The 13,231-nt window shown below is 47.6% G+C and carries 10 protein-coding genes; 1 reads left to right on the top strand and 9 read right to left on the bottom strand.

What is annotated here, in order from left to right; genetic code table 11:
- Nucleotides 1-47: 47 nt before the first annotated feature.
- Both ASG93_RS01540 and ASG93_RS34745 read right to left on the bottom strand, forming a co-directional pair.
- Complete coding sequence (locus ASG93_RS01540) at nucleotides 48-299, bottom strand: Ger(x)C family spore germination C-terminal domain-containing protein (protein WP_056828132.1); 252 nt, start codon at nucleotides 297-299, stop codon at nucleotides 48-50.
- Between the two features lie 97 nt (nucleotides 300-396).
- Nucleotides 397-546: a hypothetical protein gene (locus ASG93_RS34745; RefSeq protein ID WP_156410757.1), complete on the bottom strand. Its 150-nt coding sequence runs from the start codon at nucleotides 544-546 to the stop codon at nucleotides 397-399.
- 221 nt (nucleotides 547-767) lie between these two features.
- Between ASG93_RS34745 and ASG93_RS01530 the strand changes: the two genes are divergently transcribed.
- Nucleotides 768-1,523 carry a YheC/YheD family protein gene (locus tag ASG93_RS01530; protein WP_235550724.1) on the top strand — a complete coding sequence of 252 codons (756 nt, stop codon included), beginning with the start codon at nucleotides 768-770 and terminating at the stop codon, nucleotides 1,521-1,523.
- A gap of 141 nt (nucleotides 1,524-1,664) precedes the next feature.
- Here the strand turns inward: ASG93_RS01530 and ASG93_RS01525 are convergent, their stop codons facing one another.
- From ASG93_RS01525 to ASG93_RS01490, 7 genes are all read right to left on the bottom strand, one after another.
- Nucleotides 1,665-3,413, bottom strand: a complete 1,749-nt coding sequence (locus tag ASG93_RS01525; protein WP_056828126.1) for a sensor histidine kinase — start codon at nucleotides 3,411-3,413, stop codon at nucleotides 1,665-1,667.
- Nucleotides 3,414-3,422: 9 nt separating this feature from the next.
- Nucleotides 3,423-4,997, bottom strand: a complete 1,575-nt coding sequence (locus tag ASG93_RS01520) for a response regulator (protein ID WP_056828124.1) — start codon at nucleotides 4,995-4,997, stop codon at nucleotides 3,423-3,425.
- Between the two features lie 77 nt (nucleotides 4,998-5,074).
- Entirely contained in the window at nucleotides 5,075-6,703 is a 1,629-nt protein-coding gene (locus ASG93_RS01515) for an extracellular solute-binding protein (RefSeq protein WP_056828123.1), read from the bottom strand.
- Between the two features lie 67 nt (nucleotides 6,704-6,770).
- Nucleotides 6,771-7,664 carry a carbohydrate ABC transporter permease gene (locus tag ASG93_RS01510; RefSeq protein ID WP_056828121.1) on the bottom strand — a complete coding sequence of 298 codons (894 nt, stop codon included), beginning with the start codon at nucleotides 7,662-7,664 and terminating at the stop codon, nucleotides 6,771-6,773.
- A gap of 25 nt (nucleotides 7,665-7,689) precedes the next feature.
- Nucleotides 7,690-8,604 carry an ABC transporter permease gene (locus tag ASG93_RS01505; protein WP_056828119.1) on the bottom strand — a complete coding sequence of 305 codons (915 nt, stop codon included), beginning with the start codon at nucleotides 8,602-8,604 and terminating at the stop codon, nucleotides 7,690-7,692.
- A 116-nt stretch (nucleotides 8,605-8,720) separates the two neighbouring features.
- Nucleotides 8,721-11,168 (bottom strand): glycoside hydrolase family 2 protein, encoded by a 2,448-nt coding sequence (locus ASG93_RS01500; RefSeq protein WP_056828118.1) that lies wholly within the window; start codon nucleotides 11,166-11,168, stop codon nucleotides 8,721-8,723.
- 320 nt (nucleotides 11,169-11,488) lie between these two features.
- Nucleotides 11,489-12,751: a Gfo/Idh/MocA family protein gene (locus ASG93_RS01490; RefSeq protein ID WP_056828114.1), complete on the bottom strand. Its 1,263-nt coding sequence runs from the start codon at nucleotides 12,749-12,751 to the stop codon at nucleotides 11,489-11,491.
- Nucleotides 12,752-13,231: the final 480 nt, after the last annotated feature.

Below are 13,231 nucleotides of genomic sequence, written 5' to 3'. Positions count from 1 at the left end.
CAAAGCGATAGAGGTCCATCCCTATTGACTTCGGAGAGAACTCGGTTTCACTTAATCTCATCCGTATAGCTTTTCATCTTTAGTCCGGTTCTTCTTATATATATGGAGACGTCGGCCTTAAGCACTGCGCGCTTGAACTCTTCGTTCCAGTTTTGACGAACCTTTTTGAAAGCGGCCGTATCCTGTCTGTACATATCTTCACCGAATCCAAAAATATCGGATCCGTATTCGACCTGCACCTTCTTCTTCCAGTATTCGTGCAGCGCTAAGCAATGGGAAGGTTGCCCTTGCTCTTGCATCTATGCCAATCGTGCTAATTTGGATGATACAGGAGAAAACCATAACAAATGAACTAGCCAAGATAGCAAACACACCGACGCGCCGAGCTTTCGAGAACTACGAGGCGAACGGAATGAACATTGTGAATGCGATCAACTCACCAAACGGAAAAGTAATCAAGCTCGGGAACACAGCTTTAATAATCGATCCGATACCTTCGCCCATAACGGGCAACAAGAGGCTTAAGAATACAAATATAAACGTCAAAGAAGTGGAACGACTCCTTTTGGTACATTTTAATTTATGAAGTTCATTTCGAAAAATTTTTATTCGACAAATCAGACTTGGTTATTCCCTCATTGTTCGCCAATGGCAGAATATGAATAAGTCCAGTGAGTTCAATGAAGAGTCTAGCTGTTAGTTGTCCCTTTCCAATAACCTCATTCCCTCATATGCTGTTGTCAAAAAGGATGAGAGCCTTGAGAATTGTGGATCGGCTGGCCAAATGGAAAATGCATCGTTTTTACGAGAGGAACCCCTTGCTCGCGAAACATCTGCCGCCTACGGCGGTGATGACACCTTCCTCTCTGGCTATTTTTCTCGGCAAATACAAAACGGTGTACATCAAAGGCAATACCGTTCATACAGGCAAAGCGGTGATCAAAGCATGGAAAACAGCGGCTGGCTACAAGTACGTTTGGAAAACCGGAAAAGTGCTCAGCGCCTCATCACCGGCTGATTTATTCCAGCAAATCAAGCGTCGCATGCCCCACGAGCTGTTTATTTTGCAACAGGGAATCGATCTAGCCCGGGTGAAAGGCAGAGCCTTCGACGTGCGCGTGATGATAATGCGGAACCGCCGCCGCCGCTGGCATTATGCAGGCATGATCGCAAAAATTCACGGGCCGAGGAGCGTAGTTTCCAACTATTCAGCAGGCGCGAGTTACACGAGCATCGAGAATGCTTTAGGTAAGGCCGGTTTTACCGCCAAAAAAGTTGAGGGAATCAAGCGGCGGATGATCGCTCTCAGCCGAGCCATCATTTTTTATTCCGAGAAGTACCCTTTCTTTTCTTACCAGAGCGGGATCGATCTGGCGGTAGACAAGAAGGGCAATATATGGATCATTGAGGTTAACCTTCATAATCCGGGTCATTTTGTTTTCAAAGTGCTGAAAGACAACTCTTACCAGACCATCAAACATCTTTTTACCGAATACTGTAAATATAACAAGCGACGGATATAAAAAAAAACATGGCTATTCCATAATTAATTAGAAAACGGAGCCCGCTAACCTGCGTGGCTCCGTTTTTGTTGTTTCAGAATTCATTGGAATTTGAGCAGCATTTCAAACGGAACGAAGTCATAGCGGCCGAGACCATTTTCCTCACGTATCATATGGCTGACGATATTCCTCCCTGTATACCGGTAAGACGATACGAACTGTCGTACCGATCCCCAAACCGCTGTGCAGCGTGATGCCGAACGATTCTCCGAATTGCAGCTTGATCCGGTCATTGACGTTCCGAATGCCGTAGCCGATACTTTGATCTTTATCAGCGAATATTTTGAGAATGGTTTCCGGGCTCATCCCGATTCCATTATCGATCACTTTGAACACAATATTTCCTTCTTCGAGATACGCGACAATGCGGATATGCAAACGTTCCTCGAACATGGCATGCTCGAGCGCGTTTTCAACGAAAGGCTGAAAGATCAACTTCACCGTGTCATACTCCAATACGGAGAAATGAATGTCATAGCTGACATCCAACCGATCGACATGCTTAATCTTTTGAATATCGATATAAGATTGAACCTGGCGGATCTCCTCGCGAATCGGGATGATCGGTCTTCCTTGATTCAAGGTCAACCGGTAAAATGTGGCCAGTCCGCTCACCATCCTGTGCAGCTTGTCCACTTCGCCCAAACGGCCCAACCTGCTGATCGAGGATAATGTATTGTATAGAAAATGCGGTTTGATCTGGGCCTGCAGAGCCTCAAGCTCCGCCTCTTTTTTTCGAAGGTTGCTGACGTATACCTCTTGAATCAATGCTTCGATATTTTCCGCCATCTCATTGAACGCGCCCGCGATACGGGCAAACTCGTCCGTGCCGGTAAAACGGATGCGTTTGGAAAAATTGCCTTCTTGAAAGGATTGAAGCGACTGGACGATTTTTCGGATATGCTTGGTGAAGTAGGCGGATATAAATGCGCCAAGCGCCAAAAAAATCGTAAGGCTGAGTAAACATACAAGCAATGTGACATTTCTAACCTTATTGACCCCTTTCTCCAGCTCATGGAGCGGGACAAGCGCCATAACCTCCCAATTCAATCCCTCGAGCGGCTCGCGAATTTGCAAATAACGCTCGGGCTGCGTAGTCCAGTCATGGGGCAAAGGATTCTGAATGCTTTGATAAATAAGGGTATTCCGTTCGTCCGTTACGGCAAAGTAGCTCGGGACACCTGTATTGCTGTTGCCGTAGTTCAAGTTTTCAAACAGATCATCCATTTTGACCGTAATGCGCATAAAGCCTATTGGGGAGACTGTATGAAAATCCATCATTTTTCTAAGGAGCGAAACGTTGCCGAATTTGGCGTCCGTATCCACTTGCTCCCACAACGAATCCGTCTTCAAAGCACTGAACATGCGGGTCCAATCGAGGCCTTCGATTCGCTCAAAATGAAACAGCTCGTATTTCTTTCCTTTCGACAACGGATCCTGTTCCGTGTTACCGAAAAAAATCTCAGGGAGCGTATCGTTATGCAAAAACAAATCCAATGCGATCTGGTTTGATGTCAAATTTAAAGCGGCCTCCAATCGCGGAACTACATTGTTGGAGGTTATCTGATAGCTGTCGTATGGCTCCACCCTTTTAATTAATACCTGCTGGAGTGATTGATCCAGGTAGACTTGTTTATCGACACGTTCGACCACTTTCATCTTCTCGAGGATATTGTCGCGAACCTGCTTCAACGTTCCGGTTGCATTTTGAATTGTCTGCTCTTTTACATACTGGACAGATGTCGTATACGCATAATAGCCGATCGAAACGACCGGAATCATCACCAGCAGGAAATAAGAAATCATCAGTTTATATCCAAACGAAACCGTAATATGGGGAAAACGTTTCATCCTTTTCACCTAACTTTGTTTACGGTAGTCTACAGGGGCAAGACCGAAGGTCATCTTGAAATGCCGGCTAAATAAGGTAAGATTCTGGTAACCAACCCGGTTTGCAGCTTCGTATATTTTTATTTTCGGATCGTGTAAAAGCTCTTTCGCCTTCTCCATCCGTTTCCTTGTCACGAAATCGCCAAATGATTCATTCGTTGCCTCTTTAAACACGTAACCAAGGTAATTGGGCGAGAAACCGAATTGCTTCGCGACATCTCTCAGTTGCAGCGAATTCTCTAGATGCTCCGCGACGTATTGCTCGATTTCGCCGATCAGCTTCCGATTCGGATTTTTCTTTTTTAAATGCAGATGCTCGGAAACTTCGAACAGCCGTCGGCGCAGCCAGGCTTTGATATCGTCGATCGTTTCAAATTCATAAAGCGCATTCAAGCTATTCAGCTCTATGCTTAACAAATCATAGAAATTAGCATTCAGCGACCGCAGGAAAAAATCGATCTTGGAAATCACGTATAAAGCAAAGTTATAGACGGTGAGCTTATCCTTCAAGCTGTGGACCAGATTGAACAGCTGCTCCAAGCAATCGTAAATGCGGACAAGCTCATAATTGGCGGTAGCCGCAAGCATCGCTTCCATGATTAGTTCAAGGTCGGAGGTCGATTTGACAATCTCCCCCTCCGTATCTGAGAGCGTAATAACCCGGCATTTACCAATAAACATTTTAGTAGCGAGCGCATCCCCGGCCTGCCGGTAAGAGCGCGGCATGTCCTGGATGTCCGATACCGGCGAGCCCAGTCCGACGGTAATGGTCTGGCTCGAATGCGTTCGCACATGATCGACCAGAGACTGCATGGATGTTACCGGATCGATATCCGCACCGGATAAGACGAGCACAATTTTGTCATCATCCGTATTGCAATAAAACCCAAGCTGATGCATGTGAATAAAATCGGCGGCCAAACGAAGAACATGTTCAAAGGCGTACGATTTCTGATCGTCGGAAAACTGCTTCAGCTTCCACGCCCGATCGTCGATTTCAATAATACCGACGCTGCCTTGCCCGACCTGCAGGCGAATGCGGCGCCCGTCGTAAAGAAAGTCAAGCTTCTGAAAATCGATGGCTCCCTTCAACCACTGAAGCAGCATTTCGTTTTGCAGCAGCGGGATCGACTCCTCGATTTGCGATTCTTTCTTTTGCCGTTCCCGTTCGTAATTTAATTGCTCTTTGACCAGCTGCAGCGTATTGAGCAGTTCCTGATCGTCCACCGGCTTCAGAATATAAGAGCTGGCATTCATCTTAATCGCCTTTTGGGCAAATTGGAATTCGTCGTGCCCGCTTATAAAAATAATTTTCAGCTCGGGTGCTAAACTTCTAGCCTGTTCTGCAAGCTCCAATCCGGTCATAATCGGCATCTTGATGTCGGTTATCAGGATATCCACCTTTTGTTCCCGCAGCACTTTCATTGCGGCAAATCCGCTGTTCGCTTTCCCGACGATCGTCATGTCCAGCTTCTCCCACGGCATGAACCGCTGAAGCACTTCCAAATCCAATTGTTCGTCGTCTACAAGCAGCACGTTGTACATGATTATCATCCCTGTATATGGAATATGGAGAGCATACTGTAGAGTATACTCTCCTAACGGTGAGTCAAACAAATAAATTATTTTCCACCAATTTTCTTTAGATTATCCTGCCATTTCTTCTGGACAAAATCGATAACCTTCGGAAAGCCGGCCTTTTTCATATCGTCGTTCGTTTTGGCCAAAATCGACAGGACCTCGTCATCGTTCTTCGCATAAATCATTTTAGAGAATCCCTGGTCAAAAATATCTTTCGCGGCCTGCAAGACAATGCCTTCATCGGAATCGCCCTGCGGGTCCGTATTGGCAAAGGCGGTAATATCCATGGACGTTTTCCAGGTAACGTTGACCTGCTGCGTCGTTGTGAAATCTCTCTCGGATTCCTTAAGCTGCTTGTCTCTGGCAACCTTGGACAAGTCAACCCAGGTCGCGTTGCCAACCATCATATTATCGGAAATGTGCAGCTTGTCAAGCTCTGCTTTGTCCATTGTTTTATATTTGTTGTTCGGAATCGGAATGCCGTTCTCATCTTTTTTGTCCCAAAGCAATCCCTGAGGGCCGAACCAAAGGACGGCTTGCCCTTCATCGCTGGTCGCCCAATCGAGGAAAGCGAAAATGCGTTCCGGATCTTTTGCTTTCTTCGTGATGACGATTTTGCCGCCGCCTTCTCTTCCCGTATAGTTCGGATAAATTTTGTTTTTATCGAGACCGTCCTTATGCACTGGCCAAATAAATTCGTATCCGCTTTCAGGATCCTGTGCTCTGAGCTTCGAGTTCGGAACGCGGGCCCTGCTGGAAAGATTCGCTTCGATCGCGACAGCTACTTTGCCTTGGCTGAGCTTTTCGATCATTTGATCCGTTTTTTGGGTAAAGACGTCCTGCGTCATCAGCTTGTTGCGGAACATCTTGCTGGCGAAGAGCATGAAATCCTTGAAAGCCGGATCTTCCGTAATCGGCTTCAGTGTATTGCCTTCCGGATAGAACATTCTGGTTATAAAGAAGGGCGGACTGTTTTCTTTGAATGCTGAATACATCATTTTGATCGCGCTAGGATTGCCGACTTCAAGCGGAATGACGTTCGGATATTTCTCTTTGACCGTGCGCAGGTAGCTTTCCAAATCCGCTAAAGTGTCAAGTTTCGGAGAACCGAGTTCTTTATATATTTTCCGGTTGACGGCATAGCCGCCATTGCCATTCAAATGATCGCCGCCCACGTACCAATCCGGAAGCAGATACAGCTTGCCGTCACTCGATCGGTTGATGTTGATGATTTTATCGCCGGCCGACTTTTTCAGATTCGGGTATTTGTCGAGATATTGATCAAGCGGGACCAATTGGCCTTCGCTGATCAAGCGGTCCAGCTCGGGGCCCGCCCCCAGTGCAATAACGTCCGGCAGATCGCCGCTGGCGTACATGGCGTTAAACTTTTGCTTGGCGTTGCCGTTCGTAGGCACGTAGTTGAGTAAGACTTTCTTGTTATCCTGAATCCATTTTGTTGTTACCGTTTCTCCCCAAGGTGCGGGCTGCCAGTCGTCGTCGAAATTGTAATAGCTAAAGGAAAGCGGCTTATCCATTTCCTTCGTAGGCGAAGCGCTTTCTTTCCCTTCTGCCGGTTTGGCGGCGCCATTGTCGCTCCCGCATCCGGTAAGCAGCGTGCCAAGCACTAGCGCTGCTGCTGCTGAACCGGCGAACCATGTTTTCTTTCTCATGTGACACTTTCCCCTTTCGTAATCACTACTATATGTTAAAGCCTTCGCCGGCATCTAACAACAAGCATTATTCTTTCAGCGAACCGACAAGCACACCTTTGACAAAGTACTTTTGTACAAACGGATAGACGAGCATAATCGGGATGGTCGCCACCATCGTCGTGGACATCACAATCGATTTGTGCGTTACGCTCTGCAAGCCGAGCAAAAACTCCTGCTTCGTTGCACTTACTTGAGTGGAAGACTCGACGGCAAGAATCGAGCGGATCGTTTGGTTCAAGAGAACCTGGATGGGAAGCAGCTTCTGATTCGTAATATAGATCGAAGCGTCAAACCAGGCATTCCAATGGCCCACTGCCGTGAACAGCGACAAGGTGGCGATGACAGGCCCGGATACCGGAAGAACAATCCGAAAAAAGATGCCGAGATGATTGCAGCCATCGATCTTGGCTGATTCCTCAAGTCCATCTGGAAGCCCCTGGAAAAACGTGCGGAATATAATCATATTCCAGACGCTGATCATACCGGGTATGACTAGCACCCAGAAGGTATTCATCAGATGCAGCTCTTTGATCAACAGGTAGGTCGGAATGAGTCCTCCGCCAAAGTACATCGTGATCACGCAAATGATCATGTAAAATTTCTTGCCGATCAAATCCCGTTTGGTCATCGCATAAGCGAACATGGAAGAAAACGCGATGGATAGAAAGGTGCCTACAACCGTTCTCGCAACAGTGACCCAAAAGGCATGAATCATTCGGTTATCCTTGAAAACGTACCGGTAATTTTCCAGCGTAAATTCCCGGGGCCATAAGGTGATGCCTCCCGCAGCTGTGTCATTGCCGTCGTTAAATGAAATAACAAGTGAATTCCAGAACGGATACAAGGTTAAGAAAGCGAGAATAATCAAACAGGAATAAATCACAATATCAATTACATAGTCCTCAGTTGAGCGCTTCAAGCTGTCTCCTCCTTTCTGAACGCGCTTACCATAGACTGGTCCTGCCCAGCCTTCTGGCTACCCAGTTGGCGACAACGAGCAGTCCGACACTGATGACACCTTTGAAGAATCCGGCGGCCGTCGCATAGGAATAACGGTAGTTTTCAATTCCTACACGATAAACGTACGTATCGATGATTTCAGATACGGGTCTCAAGACCACGTTCGTTCCCTGATTCGTCAACAGTAAAATTTCTTCAAATCCTGCATTTAAAATTTGACTCACCGACAAAATCAAAAAGATGACAATAACCGGGGAGATCGAAGGTATCGTAATCGAAAATAACTTCCTCAAACGTCCGGCGCCGTCAATCGAGGCCGCCTCGTACAAATGAGGATCGACACCGGCAATAGCCGCTAAATAGACGATCGCGCCGAACCCGATCTCTTTCCATACGCCAGAGGCAATCAAGATCGTCCAGAAATATTCGGGAATCGACAGCCAGTTGACCGATTCCTTAATCAAGTCGAACTTTTGCAAGACCATGTTCAGGCTCCCGTTATCGACGGACAGCATCGAGATGACGAACCCTGAGACGATAACCCAGGATATAAAATGCGGCAAATAACTGATCGTCTGGACGAAGCGCTTAAACGCGCCATTTTTGATTTCGTTCAGCATTAAAGCGAGAGCAATGGGCGCTGGAAAACCCACAAGCAGTTTAAGCAAACTGATTACAACCGTATTGCGCATAATCAGCCAAAATTCCGGAGCATTGAAAAACATTCGGAAATGTTTAAATCCAACCCAATTGCTCCCTAGAAATCCTTTTGCCGGACTGTAGTCCTGAAATGCCGTCAGCACCCCCCACATCGGAATATAGGAAAAGATGACGATCAGGAGAATGGCCGGAATCACCATAATTTGCAAATCCCATTGCTGTAGAAAACGTCTTGCCATCACGCTCACCTCATTATTCCGTCTTGCAGTATCTAATTTGATTCTAGCGGTTATCCAAAATGAAAAATACTGCCGCTATCAACGAAACCTGCACTTGATCAACAAAGTATTTTCCTTTATTTACTTTCAAACTTGGCCGCGGTCGGCTTTAAACCTGTAGAATACGCTTTTACGACAATTTCCCCAGGCGTTTCCCGGGATTGAAGCAGCACAGTCACGATACCGGCTTCTGCCCGTACCGGATTTGCACCAACGATAACGGCAGGACCCTCAATATCAAACAAAACCTCATTGCCTTCGGAAGGCACCACGGTCCCATTCGCGTCCTTGATTTCGGCATAGACAAACACAAAATCCGCGCCGTCTGCGGCAAGTTCCTTCCCGCTCTTGTCGATGCGGATGGATAGGTCCTTGGGCTCCAGCGGCGTACGAACAGCGCATTGTACGGCTTCTTTGCCGCCTATTCGCGCGATAGCACTCAACTCCCCGGGCACATATGTCACACCGGTAAAGGTAAACGGAGCATGCGCCAAATTGCGGCAGTTACCGCCGTCATGCGGGAACACCTTCATATCGCCGGCATCCGTTTTTCCTTGTACGCTTCCGTCCTTCCCCTTGTGCTGCTCTTCATCCGTTAACCAATAGTCCACTTCATAACCGGTAATACGTTCACCGTATTCCGTGTCCGGACCTTGATCAGGCAGTTGTACGCCGACCGATACTCCATTGACGAACAGCTCTACCTCTTCGCAGTTGGAATAGACGACGACTTTCGCCGGCGAGGTGCGTTCTGACCATTCATTCGCGATGAAAACCATCGGTCCGCTGTCGACATGTTCGTGAACGATTTCCGGTTTTCTTTGGCTTTGATAAAAGTAGTACACATATTTAGGCAGCCGGAACGTATCGAGCGCCCCGCATTCAGATAACCGCGGATAACAGCCCCGATTATGGTCGATACCGACCCACGAGGCGTCCCCAAGCGACCAACGGTTGCCGCGGTTCCGGTTCAGCGACCATTGATAATTCCAGGCTTGCAGCAGCAGCTTCTGCTCTCCAGCGCCGCGCGATACTCGGCTCGTGCTCTCGTGACCGCCGAACTCGTAATCCCCGTACTCTCTGTCGAACCCTCCTTTGTCAGGAAGGACCTCCTCCAGAGGACGTGTCAAATTCTCGTCGTTCCATAGTGTATAAGGCACGTCAAAATTGACGTAAGATGGATTCGTCCGTCCGATCGTATCCCCGGATGTAAACATTTGATCCCCGGGATACTCTTCATGCGCAATCAGATGACATTCATGAAAAAATTCGTCCGTTGCCCCTTTTCTGCGGTGGTACGTTTCGTTCAAGCTTACCTCCCACATGATGACAGACGGGCGGTTCCGGTCGCGGCGAATCATATCCCGGATGTTCTGGCGGACAAGATCCTGGAATTCGCCTTCCTCACAGTACTGCCAGCCCGGCACCGGTTCGACAACCATCAGTCCGAGTTCGTCGCAAGCGTCAAGAAAGGCGGGCGCCTGCGGGTAATGGCCAAGCCTGACGAAGTTGAATCCGGCTTCCTTCAGCTTCCTAGCATCGCGGTAATGCGCGTTGTTCGAAGCTGCATTCCCGATATAGGGAAACTGCTGGTGGCGGTTCGTTCCACGAATGACAAGCCTTTCTCCGTTAATCGCAAAGCCGGTTGCTTTACTGAACGCAATCGTACGGATGCCTATGCGGGTGTAAACCTCGTCCTCCGTATGGCCGTCGCCTATGGTTTTCGTATGCAGCGTGTACAAATAGGGACTGTCCGGATGCCAAAGCCGTGGTTTCGTTACCTTCAGCGCTTGCCCGAATGTTTGCTCTTCCCCTGCATAAACCGTCTCACTCGAACTCTCGGCTGAAACAACATGCCGGCCCTCTTGATCGAGAAGGGTTGTCACGACTTTTACTGTTTTGACCGCGTTATGCTCATTAAGCACATGAGTCTGAACTTCGACCATAGCCGAATCTTGCGAGACGTCTGCATACCTGACAAAAGTCCCGCCACCCGCCGCTTTTCCGGCGCAAACGGCGTCCGTGACATGAAGCTTCTCCGTGATATGCAGCCGCACATTGCGGTAAAGACCGCCGAAATAGGAAAAATCCAAGCTCTCAAGCGGCTTTCCCGGCGGTATGGTTCCGCTGTTTCGGTTATCGAGCCGAACGGCTACCACATTGGGCCCATCGAAATCGACATCATCCGTGATGTCCACCGTAAATGGCAAAAAACCGCCTTTATGGTTGAGCTTATACGTTCCGTTGACCCATACGTTAGCATGTTGCATAGCCGCTTCGAATTCTACAACAATTTTCTTTCCCGTATCTTCTTCGTGTACGGTAAAATGCTTGCGATACCAGCAAATCCCTTGAAAATGCAGATCGACATGCACGGATTCGATTGCGGGGGTATGGGGTAAACATACGGTGTCCCAGCCTTCATCCGAAAATTGTTTCCGTTCGGCGCCAATGATATCCTCACGAATGAATTTCCAGTTTCTATTGAAATTTATAGTTTGTCTGGAGCGATTTTTTAGTGTCATGTAGGACTTCCTCCCTAGCAACGATCATGATGTATAGCTGACAAAAAAAGATGTTTCGGAATGAACGTTCCCGAAACATCTTTATCAGAATTTTCCGAACCGAACATAAACCAGTTAAGTTTACACATATTTTGACTCGCGCCACGAAACACAAGTTGCCATTTCCATTGTCAGCAATCCATCCATTTGTAGTTTCTGTAACATTTCTTCTCATTGTCGTAGACCTCCATTTCGCTTCCGAATCATCAGAATCAGAGTTATACGCGCAAATCAAGATTTATCATGCCAGTCGGAAACGGTTCTGACATTATGCAGCCGCTTTAATCCGGTGTGTTCATTATGCTTTTATAAAATTCATTCAGCTCAACCGACTTGCCATTATGAAGTCTCGAATGCTCGGCAGCGAAGGCCATCATATGGCTTCTTACGGAAGCCGAGGCCGAGGAGAGGCTTTCTCCGCCTGCAAAGCTTCGGACCTCGCTTAAGAAACTGCGTACAATGCCGCTGTCCCCTCCGCCGTGACCGCTTGTTTGCAGCGGAATTTCAATGACGGTTTCCTCATGGGTCAAGAAATCGCGCACAACGATTTTGTTATCCTCAGCCCGAATTTCGCCACACGTTCCCATGATTTGAATTCTCCGCTCCTGGTGCCTCGTAAATCCGCACATGCTGAACATGGCGGTAGCACCGTTCGCAAACTCCATATTGACCACTTGATGATCAACCACGTTATTATCGCTTTTATAAACACAGCGCCCGTAGTTTGTCTCTTGAAGTCCTTTGACGATATTTTCTTTGGTCAGCTCATTGACGAAATGGCGCGCCCAGCTCTTGCCTTCCCCGAGGTAAAACCGGGGAGCGGAATATGGGCATTTGGACTCGACAGCGCATCCGCCGATACAATAGTCGGTAGCTCCCTCGGGCGCATTCTCCGAACGAAAATGCATCAGTGAACCGTATGAGCTGACACGCTCGCACGGCTGATCCATCAGCCAGGATAATACGTCCATATCGTGGCACGATTTGGCCAATATCATCGGGCTTGACGTCTCCGAATTGTTCCAATTTCCTCGTACAAAGCTATGGGCGATATGCCAATATCCTACATTTTCGTTCAATTGAATCGACACAACCTGCCCTATTTTGCCATCGGAAATAACTCGTTTTATTGCAGACCAAAACGGCGTATAGCGAAGCACATGGCAAATCGTTAAAAGACGTTCGTTTTCCTTTGACACCAGCTCCATTTCAATACACTCCATCGGAGATGGCGACATCGGCTTCTCTAGCAGAACATGATATTTTTTCTCCAATGCCTGCATGGTCGGCTCGTAATGCATCTGGTCCTGTGTGCAAATGACGGCGATATCTGCCATTTGCGGTCGCCCCAGCAGCTGCTCCCAAGATTCAAAGCAACAATCAGACGGTATATTATGAAGCCCGGCAAAATTACTTCTTCGGCTTTCACTTGCTTCGGCAACGGCGACAAACTTCAGTTCATGCGGATAATCGAGCGCATAAGGCGCGTAACTCTGTGCGCCTCTAGCACCTGCGCCGATCAATATAGCGGTTAATTGGGTCATTTTCATCCATCTCCTCTATGCCTAATTGTATTAAGGGAGGGGAGATAGTTCTAGTTATCAAACCAACGAAAAGTGCACTATATCAACGAACTTTCCCCCAGCTTTTCGGGAAGCTGTTACGGAGATTTAATCAAATATCATTATTTTTCAAGGTTTAAGGCTGCTCGATGACACGATTGAACTGCCGGATGCTGACATGTTCCGAGCTCCGATGTATATACTTTAATGAATCACTCAGGTAGATCATTCCCCTGCCACGGATGGCGACGTTTTGTACGGCGTCGCAAACCAGTGAACCGATCAATGCGGCTCCACCGTCTATGTAAACCGTCTTGCCTGAGGGTATTCTGATACCGTTTCTTCAATATAATGCATGCCAGGGGCGAAATATAATCCAATAGGACTGCCCCAAGTTTTATGAGACAGCCCCGTTACATTCCTTTTCAAATTTCTAAGTTTATTAAGGTACAAGATTCCTTG

It is taken from the genome of Paenibacillus sp. Soil787, from assembly GCF_001429545.1.
GTDB lineage: Bacteria > Bacillota > Bacilli > Paenibacillales > NBRC-103111 > Paenibacillus_E.
This window is presented reverse-complemented; position numbering and strand designations above follow the sequence as displayed.

What these genes read in the sequence shown, in the direction of transcription:
- ASG93_RS01540 (WP_056828132.1), bottom strand. Translation starts at nt 299, where the DNA reads ATGCAAGAGCAAGGGCAACCTTCCCATTGCTTAGCGCTGCACGAATAC.
- ASG93_RS01525 (WP_056828126.1), bottom strand. Translation starts at nt 3,413, where the DNA reads ATGAAACGTTTTCCCCATATTACGGTTTCGTTTGGATATAAACTGATG.
- ASG93_RS01520 (WP_056828124.1), bottom strand. Translation starts at nt 4,997, where the DNA reads ATGTACAACGTGCTGCTTGTAGACGACGAACAATTGGATTTGGAAGTG.
- ASG93_RS01515 (WP_056828123.1), bottom strand. Translation starts at nt 6,703, where the DNA reads ATGAGAAAGAAAACATGGTTCGCCGGTTCAGCAGCAGCAGCGCTAGTG.
- ASG93_RS01505 (WP_056828119.1), bottom strand. Translation starts at nt 8,604, where the DNA reads ATGGCAAGACGTTTTCTACAGCAATGGGATTTGCAAATTATGGTGATT.
- ASG93_RS01500 (WP_056828118.1), bottom strand. Translation starts at nt 11,168, where the DNA reads ATGACACTAAAAAATCGCTCCAGACAAACTATAAATTTCAATAGAAAC.
- ASG93_RS01490 (WP_056828114.1), bottom strand. Translation starts at nt 12,751, where the DNA reads ATGACCCAATTAACCGCTATATTGATCGGCGCAGGTGCTAGAGGCGCA.